Consider the following 25837-nt stretch of genomic DNA (forward strand, 5'->3'; position numbering starts at 1 on the left):
CCCCATGCGGACGGCCCTCAATCTGCCGGCCCGGCTGCCCCGGCGCGATGGACAGCCAGGCGCGAGAACGGGCTCTCCGTCCCGGCCGCCGAGGGGTCGCCGAGGTTCTTTTGGGTATTTGTCAAACGGTGAAGCGCATCAGGCGTCGAGATCGATCCAGACCGGGACATGGTCGCTGGGCTTGTCCTTGGCGCGTTCGTCGCGGTCGATGCCGACGTCGATCAGCAGGTCGGCGGCTTGCGGCGACAGCAGCACATGGTCGATGCGGATGCCGTTGTCCCTTTGCCAGGCGCCCGCCTGGTAGTCCCAGAAGGTGAAGGGACCGCGCGTGCTGCCCGGATGGCGCAGACGCACCGCATCGGCCCAGCCGTCAAAGAGGATGCGGCGCAACGCGGCGCGGCTTTCGGGCTGGAACAGCGCATCGTCCAGCCATTTTTCCGGGAAAGCGGCGTCGCGGGGTTCGGGGATGACGTTGTAATCGCCCAGCATCACCGCCGGCATCTCGGTCGCCAGCAGCGCCTTGCCCCGCGCGCGCAGCCGCTCCATCCAGGCCAGCTTGTAGTCGAATTTCGGCCCCGGCTGCGGGTTGCCGTTCGGCAAATAGAGCCCGGCGATGCGCAGCGCGCGATGGCCGACCACAGTCGCCTCGATATAGCGGGCCTGCTCGTCCGTCTCGTCGCCCGGCAGGCCGCGGCTGACATCCTCCAGCGGCAGCTTGGACAGGATGGCGACGCCGTTGAAGCCCTTTTGCCCGTGGGTTTCGATATTGTAGCCCAAGTCGGCGATGGGTTCGCGCGGGAAGCCCTCGTCCTGGGTCTTGATCTCTTGCAGGACCACGACATCGGGCTGGGCGTCGGCGAGCCAGCCGGTCAGGGTCTCGATACGGGCGCGGACGCCGTTGATGTTGAATGTCGCGATCTTCATGCGCGCGAGACTAGCCGGCCCTGCGCGCCCGCGCCAGACCGGATCGAAAACCCGCGGTCAGATCGAAAACGAGGTGCCGCAGCCGCAGGACGAGCTGGCATTGGGGTTGTCGATGGTGAAGCGGGCGCCGATCAGCTCGTCGGCGAAATCGATGGTGGCGCCGGCCAGGAAAGGCAGCGAGACCGGATCAACCACGACGCGCTGGCCGGCACCGCTGAGCACCAGGTCGTCCTCGGCCGCCTCGTCCAGGCGGATGTCATACTGGAACCCCGAGCAGCCGCCGCCCGCGACCGCGACCCGCAGGGGCCGGGCAGGGCCGCCCTCGTTGATTTCGGCCAGGCGCGCAAACGCGCGTTCGGTGACCCTGGGGGGCAGGTTCAGACCTGTGTTCATGGGGCGTTCCCGTTTCCGTCGTCCGGCATGGAATATAGGGTTCGCCGCGAAGCCCCGCAAGGAAGCGACAAGATGATGGCACCCTATGCCTGCCAGCCCGAAGACAGCCGCGGCCGCCGCTGGCCCGAGCGCATGTCCACCTTTCGCAGCCCCTGGCAGCGCGACCGCGACCGCATCATCCATTCCAGCGCCTTCCGTCGGCTGAAGCACAAGACCCAGGTCTTTGTCGAGCACGAGGGGGATTACTACCGCACCCGCCTGACCCATACGATCGAGGTGGCGCAGGTCGCCCGCACCATCGCCGGCGCGCTGGGGCTGAACACCGACCTGGCCGAGACTGTGGCGCTGGCGCATGACCTGGGCCACCCGCCCTTCGGCCATACCGGCGAAGATGCGCTGGCGGCGCTGATGGCGCCCTATGGCGGCTTCGACCACAATGCCCAGGCGCTGCGCATCGTGACCCGGCTGGAACGGCATTATGCCGATTTCGACGGGCTGAACCTGACCTGGGAAAGCCTGGAGGGCATCGCCAAGCACAACGGGCCGGTGACGGGCGAGCTGCCCTATGCGCTGGCCGAGGTGAATGCAGAATGGGATCTGGAGCTGCATACCAATGCCAGCGCCGAGGCGCAGGTGGCCGCGGTGGCCGACGACGTGGCCTACAACCACCACGACCTGCATGACGGTCTGCGCGCGGGGCTGTTCACCGAGGCGGATCTGGCACAGCTGCCGGTGGTCGGCGAGGCCTTTGCCGAGGTCGATGCGCTGCATCCCGGACTGGAACCGATGCGGCGCCGACACGAGGCGCTGCGCCGCGTCTTCGGCGTGATGGTCGAGGATGTGATCGCGGTCGCGCAGAACCGCCTGGCCGGCCTGCAACCGCAAGGCGTCGACGACATTCGCGGCATGGAGGGGCCGATCATCCGCTTTTCCAAGCCGCTTTACCAGAATCTCAAGGCGATCAAGCTGTTCCTGTTCCAGCGCATGTATCGCGCCCCCTCGGTGGTGGTCGAGCGCCGGCGCGTGACCGAGATGCTGAACGGGCTGTTCCCGCTGTTCCTGGCCGATCCGTCGAAAATGCCGCAGAACTGGTTCGAGGCCGCCGAGGCCGCCGGGGACGAGACCGGGCGCGCGCGGGTGGTCTTGGATTACGTCGCCGGCATGACCGACCGCTTCGCCATCCAGGAGGCGCAGCGCCTGCTGGGCTGAGCGCGGGGCCTGTCCGGCCGGCTGCGCGCCGGCCGGCGCTTTCTGTTCCCGTCCTTCGTCGGGCGGCGGGCTTGCGATTGAACCCGCGCAAGGGATCGCGCGTTCGGCCAGCAGGTCACGGCAGAAAAGGAGAACGGCGATGATCGTGAATTCCGGTTCGGCGAAATGGGAAGGCGGGCTCAAGGACGGCAAGGGGGTGCTGTCCACCAAGTCCGGGGCGCTGAGCAGCCAGCCCTATGGCTTCAACACCCGCTTCGAGGGCCTGCCCGGCACCAACCCCGAGGAACTGATCGGCGCGGCCCATGCGGCCTGTTTCAGCATGGCTCTGTCGGCGATCCTGCAAGAGGCGGGGATCGGCAATGTGCGGATCGAGACGACCTCCGAGATCGGGCTGGCCAAGGAGGGCGACGGCTTCGCCATCAAGACAGCGCATCTGAACACCCGGATCTGGGGCGACGGCGACAGGGCGGTGATCGAAGAATGCGCCCGCAAGGCCGAAAAGGGCTGCCCGGTCAGCAGGGTGCTGAATGCCGAGGTGACGATGGACGTGACGGTGGGGTAAGGTCGGCCATGCCATGCGGCGCGGCTGTGCGCCGCATGGTCGCGGTCATTGGCTCCACCGGCATGCCGCGGGCCTGCGCCCGGAGCCGCCTTACGATTCGACCAGAAAGGACAGGCCGTCCCTGGCATCCCAGAACTGGAACCTTGCCGAACGCGCGGGCGTCTTGACGGTGATTACCGAATCGGAATGCGCCTGGACCGTGCCGCCGTTCCGGGCAGCGTAAGCCTCGGCAAGCGCCCTCAGCTCGGCCTTACCGTTCGGCGCCTTACCTTGCGACGACGTGACCATGCAGCCATTGCGGCGCGTGTCGAATTGTACGCCGATGTCCTCGGCATTCCGGTCCAGGCTGACCTTGAGCGCGCCGAGCGGTGGAATCGGGCTCGCCTTGTAATAGACATTGGCGAGGTCCACCCCATCCGGCTTGCCGCCAATGCTAGCGATGCAGAACTGATCGAAGCGTTGGGCGGCAAGGCTCATGATCCTGGTGTCGAGCCTTGCAGCCGCCGACGGCGGCGCAACGCTGGGGGCTTCACCGCAAGCCGCCAGCATCAGGGTCAGCGTAAAGGCGGCAAGCAAGCGATTGCGATACATGAAACGACCTCACTGATTAAACAAAGCAGACATAATAGCGGGTTGGCGCGACATGCAAGCTGCGACGTAAGTGCCGGAACTCGACAAGATGCCTATCGAGAAGGCCAGGGCTCTTTCTGGACCGTCACCAATCTTTGGCGATAAAGGCTTACACCATCATTTCCTTCGTCGCCGTCAGCTTCAATTCGGGGTGGTCGCGCCCGACGCGGTCGATGTCCCATTGCAGGCGGGTCAGGTAAACCAGGTCGCCGTCGTGGTCCTGCGCCATGTGGCCCTTGTTGGCATTGGCAAAGGTCTCGACCTTATCCTTGGGCCCGGACACCCAGCGGGCGCTGGTGAATTGCGAGGATTCGAAGCGCACCGGCAGGCCGTATTCCAGCTCGATCCGGCTCGCCAGCACCTCGAATTGCAGCGCGCCCACCACGCCGACGATGAAGCCCGAGCCGATCATCGGCTTGAACACCTTGGCCGCGCCCTCCTCGGCGAATTGCATCAGCGCCTTTTCCAGATGCTTGGCTTTCATCGGATCGCCCGCGCGCACGGTCTGCAGCAGTTCCGGCGCAAAGCTCGGGATGCCGGTGAAGCGCAGCGCCTCGCCCTCGGTCAGCGCATCGCCGATGCGCAACTGGCCGTGGTTGGGGATGCCGATGATGTCGCCGGCCCAGGCCTCCTCGGCCAGTTCGCGATCGGCGGCCAGGAACAGCACCGGGTTCGATACCGCCATCGGCTTTTTCGAGCGCACGTGCAGAAGCTTCATCCCCCGCTCGAAATGCCCCGAGGCCAGGCGGACGAAGGCCACACGGTCGCGATGCTTGGGATCCATGTTGGCCTGCACCTTGAAGACGAAGCCGGTCACCGGCTTTTCCTCGGGCGCGATCTGGCGCTCGGCGGCGTTCTGCGGCTGCGGCTGCGGGCCGAACTCGCCGATGCCGGTCATCAGCTCCTTGACGCCGAAGCTGTTAATGGCCGAGCCGAACCAGATCGGCGTCATGTGCCCTTCCAGAAAGGACTTGCGGTCGAAGGCGGGCAAGAGTTCGCGCGCCATCTCCAGCTCTTCGCGCAGCTTCTCCAGCAGTTCGGCGGGGACGTGATCGGCCAGCTTCGGGTCGTCCAGGCCGGAAATCTGGATCGACTCGGCCACCTTGTTGCGGTCGGCGCGGTCCATGATCTCCAGCCGGTCGTGCAAGAGATCATAGGCGCCGATGAAGTCGCGGCCCATGCCGATGGGCCAGCTGACCGGCGCCACGTCGATGGCCAGGTTTTCCTGGATCTCGTCGATGATCTCGAAGGTGTCGCGGCTTTCGCGGTCCATCTTGTTGCAGAAGGTCAGGATCGGCAGGTCGCGCAGCCGGCAGACCTCGAACAGCTTGCGGGTCTGGCTTTCGACGCCCTTGGCGCCGTCGATGACCATGATCGCGGCGTCCACCGCCGTCAGCGTGCGATAGGTATCCTCGGAGAAATCGCTGTGGCCGGGCGTGTCCACCAGGTTGAAGCGATAGGGCCCGAAATCGAAGCTCATGGCCGAGGCGGAAACCGAGATCCCCCGGTCCTGCTCCATCTTCATGAAGTCCGAGCGGGTGCGCCGCGCCTCGCCCTTGGCGCGGACCTGGCCGGCCATCTGGATCGCGCCGCCGAACAGCAGGAACTTCTCGGTCAGCGTGGTCTTGCCCGCGTCCGGGTGCGAGATGATCGCAAAGGTGCGGCGGCGGGCGATTTCGGGCGGAAGATCGGGACGGTTCATCATGCCCCGCGCTTTAGCGCGCGGCGCGCGCAGTCTCAAATGGAATCGCGGCTCAAACGGAATCCGGCCTCAGACGAATTGTTCGCGGATCAGCCGTTCCTCGAGCCCGTGGCCGGGATCGAAAAGCAGCCGGTGCCGGATGGTGTTCTCGGAACGGATCTCGACCCAGAGCACCGAGTCGACGCCGCGCGAATCGGCATCGGCCATCACCGGGCGCTTGTCGGGGTCGAGCACGTCGATGCGCACCGTCGCCGACTTGGGCAGGATGGCGCCGCGCCAGCGCCGCGGCCGGAAGGGCGCGATGGCGGTCAGCGCCAGCACATCCGAACCGAGCGGCAGGATCGGCCCGTTCGCCGAATAATTGTAGGCGGTCGAGCCGGCGGGGGTGGAGAGCAGCGCGCCGTCGCAGATCAGCTCCTCCATGCGCACCCGGCCGTTCACGCTGATGCGCAGCCGCGCCGCCTGCGGGCCGGCGCGCAGCATGCTGACCTCGTTGATCGCCAGCGCGCAATGCTCGTGCCCGTCGGTGGTGCCGGCGGTCATGGCCAAGGGGTTGACCACGGTTTCCTCGGCGGCGCGGATGCGGCCGGGCAGATCGTCCTCGCAATAGGCATTCATCAGAAAGCCCACCGTGCCCCGGTTCATGCCATAGACCGGCAGGCCGCGGTTCTGGTGCATGACCGACAGCATCAGCCCGTCGCCGCCCAGCGCCACGATCACCTCGGCCTCGCGGATCGGCACATGGCCGTAGCGCGCCGACAGCGTCTCGGCCGCGGTCACGGCGGTTTCGGTACTGGAGGCGATGAAATGCATCTTCATGCGGCCATCATGGCCAGCCGCCGGGCGGAAGCAAGTCCCGGCGACGCATGGGATATCTACCATCAAGGCGTCGCATCCGTCCTAGCGGGGCGCGGCGAAAGGCGCTAGAAGGCCGGCGAGCCGCTTTTTGCATGAGGACCAGATGACCGATACCGGATTCTTCACCGAGACGCTGGACAGCCGCGACCCCGACATCTTCGGCGCCATCCGCAAGGAACTCGGCCGCCAGCGCGACGAGATCGAGCTCATCGCCTCGGAAAACATCGTCTCCAAGGCCGTGCTGGAAGCGCAGGGCTCGGTGCTGACCAACAAATATGCCGAGGGCTATCCGGGCAAGCGCTATTACGGCGGCTGCCAATATGTCGACATCGTCGAGACCCTGGCGATCGAACGCGCCAAGGAACTGTTCGATTGCGCCTATGCCAACGTCCAGCCGAACTCGGGCAGCCAGATGAACCAGGCGGTGTTCCTGGCGCTGTTGCAGCCGGGCGACACCTTCATGGGGCTGGACCTCAATTCGGGCGGGCACCTGACGCATGGCTCGCCGGTCAACATGTCGGGCAAGTGGTTCAACGTCGTCAGCTACGGCGTGCGCCAGCAGGACCAGCTGCTGGACATGGACGAGATCCGCAAGTCGGCGCATGAACACAAGCCCAAGCTGATCCTGGCCGGCGGCACCGCCTATTCGCGCGTCTGGGACTGGGCCGAGTTCCGCAAGATCGCCGACGAGGTCGGGGCCTGGCTGATGGTCGACATGGCCCATATCGCGGGCCTGGTGGCCGGCGGCCAGCATCCCTCGCCGCTGCCGCATGCCCATGTCGTGACCACCACCACGCATAAATCGCTGCGCGGCCCGCGCGGCGGCATGGTGCTGACCAACGATGCCGAGATCGCCAAGAAGATCAACTCGGCGGTGTTCCCCGGCCTGCAGGGCGGCCCGCTGATGCATGTCATCGCCGCCAAGGCCGTGGCCTTCGGCGAGGCGCTGCGCCCCGAGTTCAAGGACTATGCCGCGCAGGTCGTCGCCAATGCCCGCGCCATGGCGGACGAGCTGATGAAGGGCGGCATCGACATCGTCTCGGGCGGCACCGACAACCACCTGTGCCTGGCCGACCTGCGCCCGAAAGGCGTGACCGGCAAGGCGACCGAGGCGGCGCTGGGTCGCGCCCATATCACCTGCAACAAGAACGGCGTGCCCTTTGACCCGGAAAAGCCCTTCGTGACCTCGGGCATCCGGCTCGGCGCACCCGCCGGCACCACCCGCGGCTTCAAGGAAGAGGAGTTCCGCCAGATCGCCCGCTGGATCGTCGAGGTCGTCGACGGCCTGGCCGCCAATGGCGAGGAAGGCAATGCCGAGGTGGAGGCCCGCGTCAAGGCCGAGGTCGAGGCGCTTTGCGCCCGTTTCCCGCTTTATAACGGCATGTGATCCCGGCGCGGGGCGGGTTCACCCGGACCCGCCCCGCCCAGCGCCCTGCCCGACGTTGCGGGCGGGGTCTTGATGCGCACGGGACCAGCCGTTGCGGCTCTGCTCCGGGCTTGTCGCGGGGAACAGGTGCAGGTCGGAGCAAGGCCGCATCGCATGACCCGCGGCGCCGATATTCCGGCGCTGGATATTCCGGCGCCCCCGGCCGTCGCTGGTGCGGCTCCATGATGGCCGCATTCCCTGCCTGGGGTCGCTTCCGGCGCGCTTGACCGCTGCGCCGCTCCAGCCGCCAAGCAACCCGTCGGCCCGGCGCGGGTATGGAGGCTGCTGCGATGCCGGGCCCATATCACGACGGAGCCGGCAGCCGCGCTTTTCCGGAATGCCGGCAACAGCTGGCTCCCGCACGGCGCATCCCTGTGGCGGCCTTCAGATCAGCCCGCGCCGCATCATGATCCAAATGGCGACGGCACCCAGCAGCAACAGGCCGAACAGCACGCTTGCCGCGATGCTGGCCGCCCCGCCCCGCAGCCGCATCCCCTGGCCCAGCGGCCGCAGATAGGCCGTCAGCGCCTTATGCGCATGCTCCAGCCGCGCGAAATCCACCTGGCGCGCCAGCTTGGGCTGGCCGGCCTTGCGATCGGCCTCGGCCAGGATGCGCGCCTCGCGCCGCAGCCGCCGCGGCAGCGCGGCGCCGCGCTTGCGCAGCATGCTTTCCAGATCGGCCTGCTGGCCGCGCCTGAGACCGCCGAACCGCGCCGCCATCAGGCTGGCCACCTCGTCCGCCATCGGCCGGATGCTTTCGATGCCCATCGCCCCCATCCCGTTTTCGCCAAGGCTAGCGCCTCTGGCGCCGCTTCGCCAGTGCCGCTAGGGTGCGCGCATGATGCTGAACATGACCATGACTGGAATGGATTCGGATCGGCCGCCGGTGCTGCTGGCGCATGGGCTGTTCGGATCGGGGCGCAATCTCGGCGGTCTTGCGCGACGCCTGGGCGAAAGCCGGCGGGTGATCTCGGTCGACATGCGCAACCATGGCGACAGTTTCCACGACCCCGACCATGGCTATGCCGCGCTGGCCGGCGACCTGGCCCAGGTGATCGCGGCGCAGGGCGGGCGGGCGGATGTGCTGGGGCATTCGATGGGCGGCAAGGCCGCGATGATGCTGGCGCTGACGCAGCCCGACCTGGTGCGCCGCCTTGTCGTCATGGACATCGCCCCCTTCGCCTATGGCCACAGCCAGAGCGGGCTGATCGACGCCATGGAGGCGGTGGACCTTGCCGGGCTTCGCCTGCGCTCCGAGGCCGATGCGCGGTTGGCCCGGCATGTCGCCGATCCGGGCGTGCGGGCATTTCTGCTGCAATCGCTGGACTTGAAGGCCGATCCGCCGCGCTGGAAGTTCAACCTGCCGGCGCTGCGGGACCAGATGCCCCAACTGGTCGGCTGGCCGGTGGCGCCCAGGGGCGGTTTCACCGGTCCCGCGCTGTTCCTGGCGGGCGAAGATTCGGATTACTGCCGCGCGCCGCAGCTCGAGGCGATCCGCGAATATTTCCCCCAGGCCGAGATCCGCCTCATTCCCGGCGCGGGGCATTGGCTGCATGCGGACCGCCCGGCCGAGGTCGCCGAGGCGGTGGCGGCATTCCTGGACTGACCGGCCGCCGCGCGAATCTCAGCCGCCGGGACAGCGCAGCGACAGCCGCGCCTCGCCGGTATCGCCGGGGATGCGGCTGCGCAGGCTGTTCGGAACCGCCTGGCATCCGGTCGTCCGCTCGGCGGCGATCACCATCAGCTCCGGCACCGCCGCCCGCGCATCCCGGCCAAGATATCCCAGGCGGATCACCTCTGCCTGGCTGGCGTCGTGGAAGACGGCAAAGCGGATGCCCTCCAGCGTGATGTCATGCCGCTGGGCACCGAAAAACTGCGGTGCGGGCGAGGCACAGGCGGAAAGGAACAGCACAAGAAGCAGAATCACACGCATGGCACCTGTCTAGCGGCCACCGGTTAAGAAACCCTTAATGGGCGGGGAACCGCGGCCAAGGGCAGGCGTTGATCCCAAGGGAAAACCCGCAGGAGATTGAATATGCGTAAAATTATTCACGTTTCGCCCCTGCTTGCGCTGCTGGCCCTGGCCGCCTGCCAGACGGTGCAGGGCGCCGGGCGCGACCTGCAAAGCGCCGGGCAGGCGATCAGCCGGGAAAGCCAGGAAGCCCAGGCGGGCATGTGAACCGCCTCAGGCGGCGCTGGCGCAATCCCCGCAAACCGGCGTGTCAGGCAGCAGGTCCAGCCGCGCCGGCGCAATGGTGGTTCCGCAGCCGGTGCAAATCCCGTAATCGCCGCTTTCCATGCGGCGCAGGGCTGCCTCGATACGCGCCACCTCGATGCGCTGAACCTTGCCGAGCGCCTGCAAGATATTCTCTTGCGCGCCGCCCGCCCTGCGCGAATCGGGGGCCGGGGCAACCCGCAGCGCATCCCCGATGCAGGCAAGATCGGCAAGAAGGGCCTTGCGGCGCATCAGCAGCATGGTCTTGCGCATATCTGGAACCATGGATTTTCCCCTCTTGACCGTCTTCCTTCTGCCCCGGTCGCGCCGCGCCCGATATGACTTGCGTCAAGTTGTCACGGTGCCGCGACCGCCGCGGCAAAGCGGCCATCCCCTGCACGGGACGAAATCGGCCGGGATCCGCCGGCGGGGTCGCCGATTTCAAGACATTCCTTGCCGATCGGTCGCCGGCAGGCCCGGCTCCGGCTTGAGCGGCCTGTCGAGCAAGCTAGGCTTTGCCGGCAACGAGCAGGAAAGAAGAAAGGAACAAGGATGCGTCGGATGATCACGGTCGGCCTTTGCCTGGCCGGAATGGCAGTCGCGGGTTGCGAAACGATGCAGGGCGCGGGGCGCGACATGCAGACCGCGGGGCAGTTGCTGAGCGAACAGGCGGCCAACAGCCAGGTGCAGATGGGGCAACCGGCCCCCTATGGGGCCGCGCCCGCCCCCTATGCACCGCCGGAAGCGGCACCCGCGCCCTATTGACCGGCAAGCGCCCCGCGCCAGGCCGTCCCTGCGGGGCGTTCCGGGCCTTGGCGCTACAGGCTAGGGCGTGCCGGTTTCCGTGCCGGCCAGCCGCGACAGGAGCCGGTCCAGGACGCCGGCCTCCGGCCCCAGTCCGGCCAACAGCTTGGCCCGGAAGGCCTGGGCGATGCGCCCGAGCCGCGCCATCAGCGCCCGGCCCTCGGGCGCCAGCTCCAGCACGACCGGGCGGCGGTCGGCCGCGTTTCCCGATTTGCGCACCCATCCCGCCTCTTGCAGCCGCGACGCGGCTGAGTACCGACTTGTCCAGGTGCACACGGGCATGGATGCGCGCACGCTGACCGCGCCGCAATGGGCCAGATGCGCCAGCAGCCGCCATGCGGTCATCAAGTGGTGCGGCCGGTTCCACGAGACCTGGATCGACCACAGCCCGCTGGACGTGGTGGCCTGGCACGGCAATTACTGCCCCTGCAAATACGACCTGCGGACCTATGCGCCGGTGGGTGCGGTGCTGTTCGACCATCCCGACCCGTCGATCTTCACCGTGCTGACCGCGCCCTCGGGGCAGGAGGGGACGGCGAATATCGACTTCGTGCTGTTCCGGGAACGCTGGCAGGTGGCCGAACACAGCTTCCGCCCGCCCTGGTATCACAAGAACATCATGTCCGAGCTGATGGGCAATATCCACGGCATCTATGACGCCAAGCCGCAGGGCTTCGCGCCGGGCGGCATCAGCCTGCACAATTGCATGCTGCCGCACGGCCCGGATCGCGACGCCTTCGAGGGGGCCTCCAACGCGGAACTGAAGCCCGAGAAGCTGGACGACACCATGTCCTTCATGTTCGAGACCCGCTTTCCCCAGCACCTGACCGAATTCGCCGCCCGCGAGGCCCCGATGCAGAAGGACTATATCGAGGTCTGGAAAAAGCTGGAGAAGAAGTTCGACGGCACGCCGGGCGGGAAGTGAAAGCCCAAAGCCAAGCGGGATACCTTAAGTACAGCTTAACAATCTATCAATAATCCATACAAGACTCGGGATAGGGCGCATTGCTAGGTTTCTTCCACGGCACGAGCCGATGGGAGGAACTCATGACAGTTGCCAGCCGCGCTTCTGCGGCGTCCAACGTTTCGTTGGCGCTGCGGGCATGGAATATTCGTCGCAAGGCCCTGCTGATGGGCGAGGTGCAGAGACAGGGCTATATCGGCCAGGCGCTCGGCGTGGCCGATGTGCTGGCCGCATCCTATTTCCACGCGTTGAAATACGATCCGAAGGATCCGGAATGGGAAGGCCGCGACCGCTTCCTGCTGTCGATCGGGCATTACGCCATCGCGCTTTACGCCGTGCTGATGGAAGCCGGCATCCTGCCCGAGGAAGAGCTTGAAACCTACGGCATGGACGATTCCCGCATGCCGATGTCGGGCATGGCCTCCTATACGCCGGGGATGGAGATCACCGGCGGTTCCCTGGGCCATGGCCTCGGCATCGCCGTCGGCATGGCGATGGGGCTGAAGCGCAAGAACAGTTCGGCCTTCGTCTACAACCTGATGTCGGATGGCGAGCTGGGCGAGGGATCGACCTGGGAGGCGGTGATGTCCGGCGTCCAGCATAGGCTGGACAACCTGATCTGCCTTGTCGATTTCAACGACCAGCAGGCCGACGGAAAATCGACCGCCGCGCTGGCCCAGGGCGACGAGCGTGCCAAATGGGAAACCTTCGGCTGGCACGCGCAACGGGTCGACGGCAACGATCTGGATGCCGTGGTCGCCGCCTTCGATGCGGCGCGGTCCACCGACCACCCCGGCCCCCGCGTGATCATCTTCGACACCACAATGTGCAAGGGCGTCGATTTCCTGGAGAAGCGCGAGATCACGCATTTCGTTCGCGTCGAAGCCGATGAATGGGCCAAGGCCCTGGCCGTTCTGGAAGAGGGGAAACCGCAATGACGCTGGCATCCATGAAGCGCAAATACGAACCGCGCAAGCTGCCCGAGGGGCCGCGCGTGGCGACCACGGCGATGATCGCCTCGCTGGCGGCCGAGGGCTATGACACCGTGGCGGCACCCTTCGGCCATGCGCTGGTCGAGGCGGCGAAGCGGGACGACAGGATCGTCGGCCTGTCCGCCGACCTGGCCAAATATACCGACCTGCACATCTTCGCGCAGGCGATGCCCGACCGTTTCTACCAGATGGGCATGGCCGAGCAGCTGCTGATGTCGGCCGCCGCCGGGTTGGCGCGCGAGGGCTTCAACCCCTTTGCGACGACCTATGCGGTCTTTGCCAGCCGCCGCGCCTATGACTTCATCGCCATGGCCATCGCCGAGGAGAACCTGCCGGTCAAGATCGTCTGCGCCCTGCCGGGCCTGACCACCGGCTACGGCCCCAGCCACCAGGCGACCGAGGATCTGGCGATCTTCCGCGGGTTGCCGAACATGACCGTCATCGATCCCTGCGACGCCGACGACATCATCGGCATGGTGCCGCAGATCGCCGCCCATGACGGCCCGGTCTACAGCCGGCTGCCGCGCGGCAAGGTGCCCTCGGTGCTGACCCGCCACAAGCCGGACTACAGGTTCCAGTTGGGCAAGGCGCAGGTGATCCGCGAAGGCAAGGACGTGCTGATCGTCTCGACCGGGTTCATGACCATGCGCGCGCTGGATGCCGCCGAGGCGCTGGCCCGCGATGGGGTCGATGCGGCGGTGCTGCATGTGCCGACGATCAAGCCGCTGGATACCGAGACGATCCTGGTCGAGGCCCGCAAGGGCGGGCGGCTGGTGGTCACGGCCGAGAACCACACCGTCGTCGGCGGCCTGGGCGAGGCCGTCGCCACCACGTTGCTGCGCAATGGCGTCACGCCGGCCTTCCGCATGATCGGCCTGCCGGACCAGTTCCTGGAGGCCGGCGCCCTGCCGACCCTGCACGAGATGTACGGCCTGACGGTCGGCAAGATCGCCGAACGCATCAAGGGCTGGCTGTAAGCCTGCCTGTCACTCAATCACGGAATCAATCAGGAGGAGAAGGCCATGGGCCTGCTGGAAGGAAAATTCGCGGTGGTGACGGGCGCGGCTTCGCCACGCGGCCTGGGCAAGGCCACGGCACAACTCTTTGCCGAACATGGCGCCACCGTCGCCATTCTGGACCTCGATGCCGATCAGGCCAGGGCGGCTGCAGCGGATCTGGGCGAAGGCCATGTCGGGCTGGCCTGCGACGTGACCGACCTCGACGCCTGCAGACGCGCGGCGGACGCGTTGCTGCAACGCTGGGGCCGCATCGACGTGCTGGTCAACAATGCCGGCATCACGCAGCCGCTGAAGGTGATGGATATCGCGCCCGGAAACTATGACGCGGTTCTGGACGTGAACCTGCGCGGCACGCTCTACATGAGCCAGGCGGTCATTCCCGCCATGCGCGAACGGAAGGCGGGCAGCATCGTCAACCTGTCCTCGGTCTCGGCGCAGCGTGGCGGCGGCATCTTCGGCGGGCCGCATTACTCGGCGGCCAAGGCCGGCGTGCTGGGCCTGACCAAGGCCATGGCGCGCGAACTGGCGCCGCAGAACATCCGCGTGAACGCGGTCTGCCCCGGCTTCATCGCCACCGACATCACCGCCGGCAAGCTGACGCCCGAGATGATGGACGGCATCCTTGCCGGCATCCCGATGGGCCGCGCCGGCGAGGCGCGCGATGTCGCGGGCTGCTGCCTGTTTCTGGCCTCGGATCTGGCGTCCTATTGCACCGGAACCGAGGTCGACGTGAACGGCGGCTCGCTCATCCACTGAAGGACCGGCCTGCCGCGAGGGGGCGGCAGGCCCATCATCTGCTCATTGGGAGGAACCACCATGAACTGCACCATCCTTGGGGCAATCCTGTCCAGCACCGTCTTTGCCGGTGCCGCCGCCGCCGACACCATCATCCTGGCCCATGCGCAGCCGCCGGGCAATCCGCGCTCGCTGGCGGCCGAGTTCTTCGCCGAAAAGCTGTCGGCCTGCACCCAGGGCCGCATCACCGTCAACGTGGCGGGCGCCGCGACGATGGGCGACGATGTCGAGGCGCTGACCTCGACCTCGGCCAATGTGATCCAGATCACCGCCAACAGCCAGGGCGCCACGGCGCAGATCGTGCCCGAGTTGAACGTGATCGGCCTGCCCTTCCTGTTCGCCGATGCGCCCAGCGCCTGGAAGGCGATCGACGGCGAGATCAGGGCGCAGATCGACGAAAGGGCGCAGAATGCCGGGCTGAAGCTGCTGGGCTTCTGGGACAACGGCATCCGCCATGTCAGCCACCTGTCCCGGTCGATCACCACGCCGGCCGACCTCAAGGGCGTCAAGATCCGCACGCCGCCCGACGACATGACCATCGCGATCTTCAAGGCGCTTGGCGCGAACCCGGCGCCGCTGACCTTCGCGGAACTGCCGACCGCGCTGCAATCGGGGGTCTTCGAGGCGCAGGAGAACCCGCTGACGAACATCTATTCGTCCAAGCTGCACGAGATCACCAGACATATCTCGCTGACCGGCCATAAATACGAGACCTCGCCGCTGCTGGCCAGCATGGCCTGGTGGGCGTCGCTGTCGCCCGAGGATCAGGATTGCGTCCAGACCTCCGCCGACGAGGCGACGGCGTTCCAGAGGCAGACTGCCGAAGAGCAGGAGGTGGAGGTCCGCCAGAAGCTGGAGGCCGAGGGCGCCATCGTCACCGAACTCGAAGATCGTCAGGCTTTCATCGACGCGACGGCGGGGGTCTATGACGAATATCGCGCCCGCTTCCCGGAACTGGTCGATGCGATCATCGCCGAGTCCGCAAAATGACCGGCGCGCTTCATCCCGACACCGCCGGAAAGGAGGGACGCCCGGCGCCCCCCGTCCTGCGCGGCATCGTCGCGGCACTGGACATGTCGGGGCGGCTGGTCTGCGTCGCGACCCTGATCGTGCTTTTCGTGGGGCTGATGGCCAATGTTGTCCTGCGCTATGTCTATGGCCAGGGGCTGGATTGGGCCTATGAAATCCATGCCATCCTGCTGCCCTGGATGATCGCGGGCGGGGTGGTGATCGCCACCGTCCACAGCCGCAACATCGCCATCACCATCCTGCCGGACCTGCTGTCCGACAGCGGCCGCAGGGTGCTGTTCATCCTCGTTTCGGTGCTGACGCTGCTGATCTCGGTCTTCGTGGTCTGGTCCGCGTTCCCGATCATCCGCGCAGCGCAATACCAGCGTCTCAGCGCCCTGGGCGGGATCAGCCAGCTTTGGGGCTATGCCAGCCTCGTCTACGGCTTCGGCGGCATCGCCGTGATCTGCGCCTGCGACCTGATCGCCGCGCTGATGGGGCGGACGCTGCGCTATGTCGAAACCGCTTCTAGCCTGAGCTGAGGAGGGCCCGGAATGACCCCGATTCTCGTGATCGCATTCTTCGGCCTGATGGCGCTGTCCGTGCCGGTGGCCCATGCCATGCTGGGCGGCACCGCGCTGGCACTGCTGGCGGACGGCAAGCCGCTGGCGGTGATCGCGCAGCGCCTTTACGCGCCGACGCAGGCGTTTCCCATGCTGGCGATCCCCTATTTCATCCTTGCCGGCTCGCTGATGATGCACGGCAAGTTCGGCGAATACCTGGTCAATATCGCGCGGCTGATCGTCGGGCGCTATCGCGGCGGGCTGGGGCAGGTCAGCATCCTCGGCTCGGTGATGTTCGGCGGCGTCTCGGGCTCGGCGGTGGCCGATGCCTCGGCCATGGGCAATGCGCTGATCCCGGTGCAGGTGCGCGACGGCTATCCCGCGCCTTTCGCGGCGGCCATCAACGCCTCGTCCTCGACCATCTCGGTGCTGATCCCGCCCTCGATCCCGCTGATCCTCTACGGGCTGGTGGCGAATGTCTCGATCGTGGACCTGTTCGTCGCCGGCATCCTGCCGGGCCTGCTGCTGGCTTGCGGGATGATGGGCATGGTCTGGTATATCGCCAAGCGTCGGGGCCTGCCCGCCGCGCCGCTGCCCGGCGGGCTCCGCGCCTTCAGAAGCCAGATCGTCTTCGCCCTGCCGGCGCTTCTGATGCCGATCTTCATCATCGGCACCCTGCGCTTCGGCATCGCCACGCCCACCGAGGTCAGCGTCATGGCCGTCGCCTATGCGCTGCTGATCGGCATCTTCTTCTATCGCGACGTGACGCCCCGGCTGATCTGGAATGCCCTGGTCGATACCGGCATGATGACCGGCGCAGTGATGCTGATCATCATGGCCTCGGGCACGATCCAGTGGATCCTGACCGCCGAGCAGGTGCCGCAGAACCTGGCCGGCTTCGTCTCGGCCCAACTGACGCAGCCCTGGATGGTGCTGATCGCGCTGAACCTGGTGATGCTGGTCGTCGGCATGTTCCTGGACCTGCCCGCCGCGGTGCTGCTGCTGGCGCCGCTGTTCGTGACCATCGGCAACACGATCGGGCTCGATCCGGTGCAGCTGGGGCTGATGATGGTGATCAACCTGTCGATAGGGCTTTACACGCCGCCGGTCGGGACGACGCTGTTCATCTCGATGGCCATTGCGCGGACGGGGATCGGCCAGACCACCAGGGCGCTGCTGCCCTTCTATCTGGTGGCCCTGATACTGCTGCTGGCCTTTACCTTCATCCCGGCCCTGACGATCTACTGAGCGGCCGGAAACCGGGAATGCCGGGCGTCATCGCCCGGCATTCCCTCATCGCTCCTCGGACGTGACGAAGGCCGCCCGGCGCTCGAAGCGGGTCCGGTGCCCGCGTTCCTCCAGCCAGGCCCGCGCCTCGCGCATATGCTGGCGGCCCCTGTCCTTGACCCAGTCCGAGAACAGCCGCACCGCCCGGCGCCCCACATGGCGATGCGGGCAGACGATCCAGTATCCCGGAAACTCGATCACCTCGAACGCGGTCGAGAAGGGCACCAGATCGCCGCGCCGCAATTCCTCGAAGGCCAGGGTCATGCTGTCGAGGATCACCCCGCCGCCGTCCATGGCCATCTGCACCGACATGCTGGAGCGGTCGAAGCGGCAGGGATAGGACATCGAGGCGCCCTGCACGCCGTGGCGCGGCAGCCAGTAATCCCAGCGGTAATAGGCCTTGACGCTGTCGATCAGCCTTGCATGGCGCAATTGTTCGCGCGGGTCGTCCGAGCGTTGGCGCAATTCCTCCAGATAGGCGGGCGCGCACATGGGAAAGACGAAATCATGCACGATGCAGGCGGTATGCAGCCCTTCCCAGTCGCCCTCGCCATAGCGCAGGTCCATATCGACGACCTCGGTGTCGAATTCGGTGAAATTGGGCGTCGCATCGACGCGGACATCCCATTCCGGGTGCCGCTTGCAGAAATCGGCAAGCCGGGGCGCCAGCCAGCGCACGCCGAAGGACGGGCTGACCCGGATCGAAAGATTGTGGGTTTCCCGCTGCCGGACGATGGCGGCCCGCACCTCGCGGATGGACTGGAAGGCCTGCGTGGCGGTCTGGAACAGGCGCTCGCCGTCGATGGTCAGCCGCAGATGGCGCCTTTCGCGGTGAAACAGCTTCACGCCCAGGTTCTGCTCCAGCAGCTTGATCTGCTGGCTGACCGCCGAGGCCGATATCTGCAACTCCTCGGCCGCGCGCATGACCCCGCCCAGCCGGGCGACCGCTTCGAAATGGACCATCGAGGACAGGTTGAGTTCGCGCACCATGCCCTGAATGTTAGGGCATCTTAAGCAACTGCGTAAGCAAGCTTCCGTCCGCCGCGGCAGAACGGCATCGGCACCCGCTTGCCGCGGGCGCCGCGACCGATCCTGGCCTGGCCAACGGGACGCATGGCCTCAGGCCGCCGGCAGGCCGACCCCGCCGGCCGCGGCCGCGCTCAGCGCCACGAAATTCAGCGCCTGCTGGCGGATGGCGGCGGCCAGTTCCTGGCGGGCCGACAGCAGGCTGCGCTCGGCATCCAGCACCGGGAAGAAATCCGCCTCGCCCAGCTCATAGGAGCTGCGGGTCAGGTTCACCGTCTCGCGCGCGTTCTCGACCAGCCGCGATTGCGCGGCGACGGCGCGCGCGTCGCGGTTATAGCCGGCCAGGGCGTTCTCGACCTCCTCGACCGCGCCCAGCACCGCGGCCTGCCAGGCCAGCCGCGCCTGCTCGGCCCGTGCCTCGGCGGCCGAAAGCCGGGCCTGGTTCGCCCCGCCCGAGAACAGCGGCAGCGAGATCTGCGGCCCGAAGCTCCAGCTTTTGCCATTGGTCGGCGTGATCGAACCCGACAGCGTCAGCCGCGGATAGAAGGCCGCCCGTGCCTCGCCGACATCGGCGGCGGCGGCGGCCAGGTTGCGCTCGGCCATGCGCACGTCGGGGCGCACGCGCACCACATCGGCCGGCACGCCGACGCTGGCGCTGTAGCGGGCGCGCGGCTGGCCGCCGCCCCGGCGCAGCTCGGCCGCCAGATCGGCGCTGCGCCCGGCCGTCAGCGTGGCCAGCCGGTTCACCGACTGGTCGAAACCGACCTCCAGGCCGGGCAGCGCCGCCTCGGCCTGCGCCACCAATTGCTCGGCCTGCAACACCTCCAGCCGCGAGACGCTGCCGAAGGCGTCCTGGGTGCGGGTCATCTCCAGCGTGCGGCGCCGGCTTTCCAGGCTTTGCCGGGTCAGCGCCAGCGCCTCCTGGTAATAGCGCGCATCGACATAAGCCGAGGCGATGGCGCTGGCCACGGTCAGCCGCGCCACCTCGGCCGAAAGATAGGCCGCGTCCAGCCGGGCCGAGGCGCCCTGCCGCGCCGCGCGGGTCGAGCCGAACAGGTCGACCAGCCAGGACACGCCCAGCGTGGCCGAGTCGCTTTCGAAGACGCCGCGCTCATCGCGGCTGCGCGCGGCCGAGCCCTGCGCATCGACCTGCGGCAGGTCGCTGGCCCCGACCAGCCGGGCATTGGCCTGGGCCTCGCGGATGGTGGCGACGGCGGTCTGCACGTCCAGGTTGCGCTTGAGCCCGGCGGCGATCAGCGCGTCCAGCCGCTTGTCGCGGAAGGCCGCCCACCAGGCATTCGCCGCGGCACGACGGGCCGGGGAATTGGCGGCGAACTCGGCCGCCAGTTCGGCACGGGGCGCGGCATAGCGGACCGGGTTGCAGGCGGCCAGCGCAAGGCTGGAGACGAGCCCGCCCAAGAGGCCGCGGCGGGAGAAAGGCAAGGTCTGGGTCATCCGAAACTCTCTGTTGGGTGGCCCGGATTCCGGGCGCGAAAGGAACGGCAGGGACGGTTATCCACCGCCCCTGCCATGGGCTGCGACGCGACTCAAGCGGCCGTATCGCCGCGGATCGGCGCGGGCTTGCGGCCGCCGGTCGCCCGGCTGAACAGGCCCAGCACGAAGACGAAGAACACCGGCACGAAGAACACCGCCAGCACCGTGGCCGCAACCATGCCGCCGATGACCCCGGTGCCGATGGCGTTCTGGCTGGCCGCCGAGGGGCCGGTGGCGATGGCCAAGGGCACCACGCCCAGCGTGAAGGCAAGCGAGGTCATCAGGATCGGCCGGAAGCGCAGCTTGGCCGCCGTCACCGCCGCGTCGATCAGGCTTTGCCCCTGCTGGCGCAGATCCTTGGCAAATTCCACGATCAGGATGGCGTTCTTGGCCGATAGCCCGATGATCGCGATCAGGCCGACCTTGAAATAGATGTCGTTGGGCATGTCGCGCAGCATGACCGCGACGACGCAGCCCAGCACGCCCAGCGGCACCACCAGCATCACGGACAGCGGGATCGACCAGCTTTCGTAAAGCCCCGAAAGCAGCAGGAAGACGAAGAGGATGCTCATCGCGTAAAGCAGCGTCGCCTGCGACCCGGCCTGGATCTCCTCCAGCGACTGCCCGGTCCATTCATAGCCGAAGCCCTGCGGCAGTTCCGCCGCCAGCCGCTCCATCTCGGCCATGGCGGCACCGGAACTGTAGCCTAGCCCGGCCGCGCCGGCGATGCGGATCGCGGGATAGCCGTTATAGCCCACGACCTGCGATGGCCCCTGCTCCCATGTCACGCTGGCAAAGGAGGAAAACGGCACCATGCCGCCACCCGCATTGCGCACGGTCAGCTTCAGGATGTCTTCGGCCTGCATGCGCGAGTCGTCCTCGGCCTGCATGACCACGCGCTGCATCTTCCCGGCATTGGGGAAGTCGTTGATATAGGCCGAACCCAGGTATTGCGAGATCGTCGCCGAGATGTCGGCGAAGGTCACGCCGAAGGCATTGGCCTTTTCGCGGTCGATGGTGACGAAGACCTGCGCGGCCGAGGGCAACCCCTCGATGCGCAGCCCGGTGGCGATGCCGTTTTCCTGCGCCTTGGCGATGATCTGCTGGGCGGCGGCCAGCAGCGCCTCCTGCCCCTGCCCGCCGCGGTCCTGCAGGCGGAAGCTGAAGCCGCCGGTGGCGCCGAAGCCGGGGATCGGCGGCGGCGACAGCGCGAAGGCCTGCGCGTCCTGGTAGCCGAACATCTGCATGTTCGCGGCATTGGCGATATCCTGCGCCGATTGCTCGCGCTCGGCCCAGTCCTTGAAGGTGACGAACATCAGCCCGGCATTGGGCCCCTGCCCCGAAAAGCTGAAGCCGCGGATCGCGACGGTATTCTCGACCGCCTCGTTGCCCTGGAACATCTGCGTCGCGGTGGCCAGCACCTCGTCGGTGCGGTTGGAACTGGCCGTGGCGGGCGTCTGGATGTCGGCGATGATGAAGCCCTGATCCTCGTTCGGCAGGAAACTGGTCGGCAGGCGCAGGAAGCCCATGGCCGTGGCCGCGACCAGCACCAGATAGAACCCCATCATCACCAGCCGCCGCCGCGTGACCAGCCCGACCGCGCGGGTATAACGCTCGGTCAGCCGGTCGAAATTGCGGTTGAACCAGCCGAAGAAGCCCTTCCTTTCGTGATGGCCGCTGATCGGCTTCAGGAAACTCGCGCAAAGCGCCGGGGTCAGCGTCAGCGCCAGGAAGGCCGAGAACAGGATCGACACCACCATGGTCAGCGCGAATTGCCGATAGATGATGCCCGACGAGCCGGGAAAGAACGCCATCGGCACGAAGACCGCCGCCAGGACCAGCGTGATGCCGATGATGGCGCCCGAGATCTGGCCCATGGCCTTTTCCGTCGCCTCGCGCGGCGGCAGCCCTTCGGTCGCCATGATGCGCTCGACGTTCTCGATCACCACGATGGCGTCATCGACCAGGATGCCGATGGCCAGCACCATGGCGAACATGGTCAGCACGTTGATCGAGAATCCCGCCGCCAGCATGACCGCCACCGTCCCCATCAGCGCAATGGGCACGACGATGGTCGGGATGATGGTATAGCGGAAATTCTGCAGGAACAGGAACATCACCACGAAGACCAGCGCCACCGCCTCGACCAGCGTGTGCAGCACCTTCTCGATGGATGCCTCGACGAAGGGGGTGGTGTCATAGGGGATGGTATAGCTGACGCCGTCGGGGAAGAACCGCGACAGCTCCTCCATCTTCTGGTGCACCGCTTCCGAGGTGTTCAGCGCGTTGCCGGTGGCCGAAAGCTGGATCCCCAGCGCCGCCGCCGGCTTGCCGTCGATGCGCGAGGCGAAGCTGTAGGTTTCCGCGCCCACCTCCAGCCGGGCCACGTCGCGCAAGAGCACGGTCGAGCCGTCGGGATTGGCGCGCAGCACGATCTTGCCGAACTCGTCCACGTCGTCCAGCTGCCCCTTGATCAGCACGGTCGCGGTCAGCTGCTGGCCGATGGGATTGGGGTCGGCGCCGACCTTGCCGGCCGCCACCTGCGCGTTCTGCGCCCGCACCGCCGCGACGATCTCGGCCGAGCTGAGGTTCAGCCCGGTCATCTTGGCCGGATCGACCCAGATGCGCAGCGCCCGTTCCGGGGCAAAGACCTGCGCCCGGCCCACGCCCTCGATGCGGCGGATCTCGCCCACCACGTTGCGGTTCAGGTAATCGCCCAGCGCGATGTCGTCCATCGTGCCGTCATCCGAGGTCAGCGCCACCATCATCAGGAAGCCGGTGCCCGCCTCTTCGATCAGCACGCCCTGATCGACCACGCTTTGCGGCAAAAGCGGCTCGACGCGGGCCACGGCGTTCTGCACGTCGACCTGGGCGCGGGCAATGTCGGTGCCCGGCTCGAAGGTGGCGGTGATCGACATGGCCCCCGAGGAATCCGAGACCGATTCGTAATAGGCCAGGCCCTCGACGCCGTTCAGTTCGTCCTCGATGGGCTGGGCAACGGCGCGGTTGATCTCGCCCGGTGCAGCGCCGGTATAGGCGGTCGAGATGGTGATCTGCGGCCAGGCCACCTGCGGATATTGCGCGATGGGCATCATCGGCAGCGCCAGCACCCCGGCAATGACGATGAAGATCGAGATCACCCAGGCCAGCACCGGCCGGTGAATGAAGAACCGTGCCATCGCCCTACTCCTGTATCGGGGCCGATGCGGGCGCTTCGGCCGCCGCGGCTGCGCCGGCCGGCACCGCCGGCTGGGCGGCCGCGTCCACGGGCTGCGGCACCACCTTGGCATCGGGGTAAAGCTTCTGCGCCCCCGCCACCACGACCCGGTCGCCCGGCTCCAGCCCGCTTTCCACCAGCCAGCGGTTGCCGGCGGTCTGGCCCAGGGTCACGTCGCGGCGCTCGACCGTCTCGTCATCCTTCAGCGCATAGACATAGGCCTGGCCCGACTGGTCGCGCTGCACCGCCATCTGCGGCACGGTCAGGGCGTTGTCGCGCATGGCCTGCTCGATCCGCACCCGGACATAGAGGCCGGGCAGCAACTCGCCCTCGGGGTTCGGGAACTCGGCGCGCAGGGTGATCTGCCCGGTCGAGCTGTCGACGCTCGCCTCGGAAAACAGCAGCTTGCCGGGATGGGCATATTCGCTGCCGTCGTCGAAGATCAGCCGCACCGCCGCCTCGTCGGCCGAGATCATGGCCAGTTGTCCCGCCGCCAGCGCCCGGCGCAGCCCGAACAGTTCCGAGGAGGACTGGGTGAAATCCACATAGACCGGGTCGAGCTGCTGGATGGTCGCCATGATGTCGGTCTGGGCATTGACCAGCGCGCCCTCGGTCACAAGGGCGCGGCCGACCACGCCGGCGATGGGCGCCGTGACCTCGGTATAGGAACGGTTCAGCTGCGCCTCCTGCAGCGCGGCGCGGGCGATGGCGACATCCGCCTGGGCCTGGGCCAGCGCGGTGGCGGCATTGTCCAGATCGACCCCCGCCGTCACCTTGCGCTCGCGCAGGGCACGGGCGCGCTTTTCCTGGTCGGCGGCGTTCAGCGCCGTGGCCTCGGCCCGGGCCAGCGCGCCCTCGGCGCTGGCGACGCGCACATCATAGGGGGCGGGGTCGATGCGATAGAGCACGTCGCCGGCTTCGACCTTGCCGCCCTGCTCAAAGACGCGCTCGACGACGATGCCGCCGACGCGGGGCCGCACCTCGGCGGTGCGGGTTGCAGCCACGCGGCCGGGCAGTTCGTTCACCACCGGCAGCGCCTCGGGCGTCATCAGCTGCACGCTGACCTGGGGCGGCGGCAATTGCTGCGCGGCCGCCGGGGCGGCCGCCGTCAGGCAGCAAAGCACAAGCCCGGCGCAGAGGCCGGGGGACAGTCTCATGGTCATGGTTCTTTCCTGGGAAGGCTGAATGGTTCGGGGAGGGGTCAGTCTCCGGCTGCGCCGGGGTCGCTTTCCGCGACCGCCATCAATTCATCAAGGATCTCATCGCGGGTCTCCTGGTCGAAGCGGTGGAAGCCGAAATATTCCAGGAAGGCCATGCCGTGCAGCGTCAGCAGCGCCATCAGCATCCGCCGCCGGTCGGCCGCCTGGGCCGCCACCGTCTCGGCATCGCCGGCCAGCTTTTCGCGCATGATCTCGCGGCATTCGGCATGTTCGCCCATGCTGGCGCTGATGAGCAGCGCCATGTCCAGCTCCTCGTCGGTCGGCACGCGGCGGTATTCGTCGATCAGCGCGCGCAGCCGGGCGTTCGGCTCGCCCTCGCGCCGGGCGCGGATCTCGACGAAGCGCGCCTGATGCTGGGCCATCTTGTGGCGGATGAAGGCAGCCAGCAGCCCGGCCTTGCTTTCGCAATCATAGACCACGCTGGACTTGCTGATCCCGGCCTCCTTGGCCACGGCGTCGATGCTGAGCCCGGTAATGCCCGAACGCCGCGCCACCCGTTCGATGGCGCCCATCAACTCGTCGCGGTCGATCGTGCGCTTGCGTCCCATATTCGCCACCAGAATTTCAATACGGTCGTTCGTTTATAATTCAGGCCATCTTCTGTCAACCGCTTCCCGGCAGAAACACCATGGCCGGGAGCCTTACCGGATCAGCTCCAAGTCGTCCGACCTGCCTGCCCGCTGTGCAAGGCTTGTCATGGCAGAACCCCAGGCGCCCCCGGATCAGGAAGGGCGCGCACGCCGCCATCGCCCGCGCGTTGCAGCCTCATGGTGCGCCAGACGCGACGCCGCGGCCCCTGTCGGCACATGTCTGTGCCTTGGCCGAGACTCACCCGAGCCGCTTGCGACAGCCGCGGCGGGCACGGTCTGTTTATGCCATCCGTTCCTGGTTCATGCCGCGCAACCGCACCGGAGGACAAAACCCCGCGTCCCGGCTCAACCCTCTCTGGCTGCCAAGGACCGAGTTCGCCTCGGCCTTGCCGCCATCGCCGGTCCAGATCGCCATCCGCAGGGCCTGCAGACTGGCGTTCTGAAACCGGCAAGATCCGGGGCTGAACCGCGGCCCCGGATCAGGGGGGTCATGTCCTGTGACATGGGCTCATTCTCTCCAGTTCGGGATAGCGCCGGTTCAGGGCAGCACGGATATGCACAGGGATCTCAATCTTGACCAGTTTCTCCAGGGCCACGAAGACCGAAATGAAACTGGCCTCGAAACACGGGAGTTCCTGCTGGATGCCCCGCACATGCATAGCGACGGATGTGGTCCCGATCCGCGTCGGCGCGACATGGCACAGCAAGGGCGCGCGCGGCGTGATTGGGCGCGAAAAGGCGTAATCCATCTTGACGAAAGGCATCCCGTAGCCGTGATCGACATTCATTTCGTACCAGCTTTCGCCATCCAGGAGATCGTCCCAGAATGCCTCCAGCGCTTCGAGCGCGAAGTCGGCGATCTTGCCGGTATAGGCAATGCGCGCAGGGTCGCAGTCGCCGAAACCAACGCGGCGGGACCAGATGAAATTCGCTGCCATG

The 25837-nt window shown here is 67.2% G+C and carries 27 protein-coding genes and 1 pseudogene; 13 read left to right on the forward strand and 15 right to left on the reverse strand.

Annotated features, from left to right (window positions below):
* Positions 1–138 precede the first annotated feature (138 nt).
* Complete coding sequence (gene xth, locus ESD82_RS06890) at positions 139–924, reverse strand: exodeoxyribonuclease III (RefSeq protein WP_147428697.1); 786 nt, start codon at positions 922–924, stop codon at positions 139–141.
* Between the two features lie 57 nt (positions 925–981).
* A complete protein-coding gene (locus ESD82_RS06895; RefSeq protein ID WP_177209337.1) occupies positions 982–1317 on the reverse strand; it encodes a HesB/IscA family protein in 336 nt (111 codons plus the stop codon).
* A 72-nt stretch (positions 1318–1389) separates the two neighbouring features.
* On the opposite strand from ESD82_RS06895, the gene ESD82_RS06900 reads away from it, so the two are divergent.
* Both ESD82_RS06900 and ESD82_RS06905 read left to right on the forward strand, forming a co-directional pair.
* Entirely contained in the window at positions 1390–2526 is a 1137-nt protein-coding gene (locus ESD82_RS06900) for a deoxyguanosinetriphosphate triphosphohydrolase (protein WP_024843464.1), read from the forward strand.
* Between the two features lie 139 nt (positions 2527–2665).
* A complete protein-coding gene (locus tag ESD82_RS06905; protein ID WP_024843463.1) occupies positions 2666–3088 on the forward strand; it encodes an OsmC family protein in 423 nt (140 codons plus the stop codon).
* 90 nt (positions 3089–3178) lie between these two features.
* Here ESD82_RS06905 and ESD82_RS06910 read toward each other — a convergent pair whose 3' ends face one another.
* The 3 genes from ESD82_RS06910 to ESD82_RS06920 all read right to left on the reverse strand — a co-directional run bounded on the left by ESD82_RS06910 (position 3179) and on the right by ESD82_RS06920 (position 6239).
* On the reverse strand, positions 3179–3679 hold the full coding sequence (locus ESD82_RS06910) for a hypothetical protein (RefSeq protein WP_147428696.1): 501 nt from the start codon (positions 3677–3679) through the stop codon (positions 3179–3181).
* A 148-nt stretch (positions 3680–3827) separates the two neighbouring features.
* Positions 3828–5423, reverse strand: a complete 1596-nt coding sequence (locus ESD82_RS06915) for a peptide chain release factor 3 (protein WP_147428695.1) — start codon at positions 5421–5423, stop codon at positions 3828–3830.
* 66 nt (positions 5424–5489) lie between these two features.
* A complete protein-coding gene (locus ESD82_RS06920; RefSeq protein WP_024843460.1) occupies positions 5490–6239 on the reverse strand; it encodes an NAD kinase in 750 nt (249 codons plus the stop codon).
* Between the two features lie 142 nt (positions 6240–6381).
* Between ESD82_RS06920 and glyA the strand changes: the two genes are divergently transcribed.
* Positions 6382–7665 carry a serine hydroxymethyltransferase gene (gene glyA / locus ESD82_RS06925; RefSeq protein WP_024843459.1) on the forward strand — a complete coding sequence of 428 codons (1284 nt, stop codon included), beginning with the start codon at positions 6382–6384 and terminating at the stop codon, positions 7663–7665.
* Between the two features lie 423 nt (positions 7666–8088).
* On the opposite strand, the gene ESD82_RS06930 is transcribed toward glyA, so the two are convergent.
* Positions 8089–8472, reverse strand: coding sequence for a hypothetical protein (locus ESD82_RS06930; RefSeq protein WP_024843458.1), 384 nt, complete (start codon positions 8470–8472; stop codon positions 8089–8091).
* A 73-nt stretch (positions 8473–8545) separates the two neighbouring features.
* Between ESD82_RS06930 and ESD82_RS06935 the strand changes: the two genes are divergently transcribed.
* Positions 8546–9310 carry an alpha/beta fold hydrolase gene (locus ESD82_RS06935; RefSeq protein WP_167521724.1) on the forward strand — a complete coding sequence of 255 codons (765 nt, stop codon included), beginning with the start codon at positions 8546–8548 and terminating at the stop codon, positions 9308–9310.
* A gap of 18 nt (positions 9311–9328) precedes the next feature.
* Here ESD82_RS06935 and ESD82_RS06940 read toward each other — a convergent pair whose 3' ends face one another.
* Positions 9329–9631, reverse strand: coding sequence for a hypothetical protein (locus tag ESD82_RS06940; RefSeq protein WP_374328306.1), 303 nt, complete (start codon positions 9629–9631; stop codon positions 9329–9331).
* Between the two features lie 108 nt (positions 9632–9739).
* On the opposite strand from ESD82_RS06940, the gene ESD82_RS06945 reads away from it, so the two are divergent.
* Entirely contained in the window at positions 9740–9883 is a 144-nt protein-coding gene (locus ESD82_RS06945; protein ID WP_024843455.1) for an entericidin A/B family lipoprotein, read from the forward strand.
* 6 nt (positions 9884–9889) lie between these two features.
* Here ESD82_RS06945 and ESD82_RS06950 read toward each other — a convergent pair whose 3' ends face one another.
* The gene (locus ESD82_RS06950) at positions 9890–10204 is read right to left on the reverse strand and encodes a TraR/DksA family transcriptional regulator (protein ID WP_024843454.1); all 315 of its coding nucleotides are present in this window, start codon (positions 10202–10204) and stop codon (positions 9890–9892) included.
* A gap of 267 nt (positions 10205–10471) precedes the next feature.
* Here ESD82_RS06950 and ESD82_RS06955 point away from each other — a divergent pair, with 267 nt between their 5' ends.
* On the forward strand, positions 10472–10684 hold the full coding sequence (locus ESD82_RS06955; protein WP_024843453.1) for an entericidin A/B family lipoprotein: 213 nt from the start codon (positions 10472–10474) through the stop codon (positions 10682–10684).
* A gap of 60 nt (positions 10685–10744) precedes the next feature.
* Here the strand turns inward: ESD82_RS06955 and ESD82_RS21965 are convergent, their stop codons facing one another.
* Entirely contained in the window at positions 10745–10942 is a 198-nt protein-coding gene (locus tag ESD82_RS21965; protein WP_208852036.1) for a MarR family winged helix-turn-helix transcriptional regulator, read from the reverse strand.
* 124 nt (positions 10943–11066) lie between these two features.
* On the opposite strand from ESD82_RS21965, the pseudogene ESD82_RS06965 reads away from it, so the two are divergent.
* The 7 genes and pseudogenes from ESD82_RS06965 to ESD82_RS06995 all read left to right on the forward strand — a co-directional run.
* Positions 11067–11648, forward strand: a pseudogene (locus ESD82_RS06965) (homogentisate 1,2-dioxygenase domain-containing protein); the annotation flags it as partial.
* A 122-nt stretch (positions 11649–11770) separates the two neighbouring features.
* The gene (locus ESD82_RS06970) at positions 11771–12625 is read left to right on the forward strand and encodes a transketolase (protein WP_147428693.1); all 855 of its coding nucleotides are present in this window, start codon (positions 11771–11773) and stop codon (positions 12623–12625) included.
* Positions 12622–13656, forward strand: a complete 1035-nt coding sequence (locus tag ESD82_RS06975) for a transketolase family protein (RefSeq protein WP_147428692.1) — start codon at positions 12622–12624, stop codon at positions 13654–13656. Before ESD82_RS06970 ends, ESD82_RS06975 begins: the two co-directional genes overlap by 4 nt.
* A gap of 45 nt (positions 13657–13701) precedes the next feature.
* Positions 13702–14454 (forward strand): SDR family NAD(P)-dependent oxidoreductase, encoded by a 753-nt coding sequence (locus ESD82_RS06980; protein ID WP_147428691.1) that lies wholly within the window; start codon positions 13702–13704, stop codon positions 14452–14454.
* Between the two features lie 60 nt (positions 14455–14514).
* Positions 14515–15483 (forward strand): TRAP transporter substrate-binding protein, encoded by a 969-nt coding sequence (locus ESD82_RS06985; RefSeq protein WP_024845912.1) that lies wholly within the window; start codon positions 14515–14517, stop codon positions 15481–15483.
* Positions 15480–16043, forward strand: a complete 564-nt coding sequence (locus tag ESD82_RS06990) for a TRAP transporter small permease (RefSeq protein ID WP_024845911.1) — start codon at positions 15480–15482, stop codon at positions 16041–16043. Before ESD82_RS06985 ends, ESD82_RS06990 begins: the two co-directional genes overlap by 4 nt.
* Positions 16044–16055: 12 nt before the next feature.
* Positions 16056–17312 carry a TRAP transporter large permease gene (locus ESD82_RS06995; RefSeq protein WP_147428690.1) on the forward strand — a complete coding sequence of 419 codons (1257 nt, stop codon included), beginning with the start codon at positions 16056–16058 and terminating at the stop codon, positions 17310–17312.
* Positions 17313–17357: 45 nt separating this feature from the next.
* Here ESD82_RS06995 and ESD82_RS07000 read toward each other — a convergent pair whose 3' ends face one another.
* The 6 genes from ESD82_RS07000 to ESD82_RS07030 all read right to left on the reverse strand — a co-directional run bounded on the left by ESD82_RS07000 (position 17358) and on the right by ESD82_RS07030 (position 25836).
* Positions 17358–18341 (reverse strand): LysR substrate-binding domain-containing protein, encoded by a 984-nt coding sequence (locus tag ESD82_RS07000; protein ID WP_024845909.1) that lies wholly within the window; start codon positions 18339–18341, stop codon positions 17358–17360.
* Between the two features lie 129 nt (positions 18342–18470).
* Positions 18471–19832 carry an efflux transporter outer membrane subunit gene (locus ESD82_RS07005; RefSeq protein WP_024845908.1) on the reverse strand — a complete coding sequence of 454 codons (1362 nt, stop codon included), beginning with the start codon at positions 19830–19832 and terminating at the stop codon, positions 18471–18473.
* A gap of 92 nt (positions 19833–19924) precedes the next feature.
* Positions 19925–23050, reverse strand: coding sequence for an efflux RND transporter permease subunit (locus ESD82_RS07010; protein ID WP_147428689.1), 3126 nt, complete (start codon positions 23048–23050; stop codon positions 19925–19927).
* Positions 23051–23054: 4 nt separating this feature from the next.
* Positions 23055–24251: an efflux RND transporter periplasmic adaptor subunit gene (locus tag ESD82_RS07015; protein ID WP_024845906.1), complete on the reverse strand. Its 1197-nt coding sequence runs from the start codon at positions 24249–24251 to the stop codon at positions 23055–23057.
* 38 nt (positions 24252–24289) lie between these two features.
* Complete coding sequence (locus ESD82_RS07020) at positions 24290–24856, reverse strand: TetR/AcrR family transcriptional regulator (protein WP_024845905.1); 567 nt, start codon at positions 24854–24856, stop codon at positions 24290–24292.
* 530 nt (positions 24857–25386) lie between these two features.
* Positions 25387–25836, reverse strand: a complete 450-nt coding sequence (locus tag ESD82_RS07030; protein ID WP_024845904.1) for an acyl-CoA thioesterase — start codon at positions 25834–25836, stop codon at positions 25387–25389.
* Position 25837: the final 1 nt, after the last annotated feature.

Source organism: Paracoccus pantotrophus (assembly GCF_008824185.1).
Classification (GTDB): domain Bacteria; phylum Pseudomonadota; class Alphaproteobacteria; order Rhodobacterales; family Rhodobacteraceae; genus Paracoccus; species Paracoccus pantotrophus.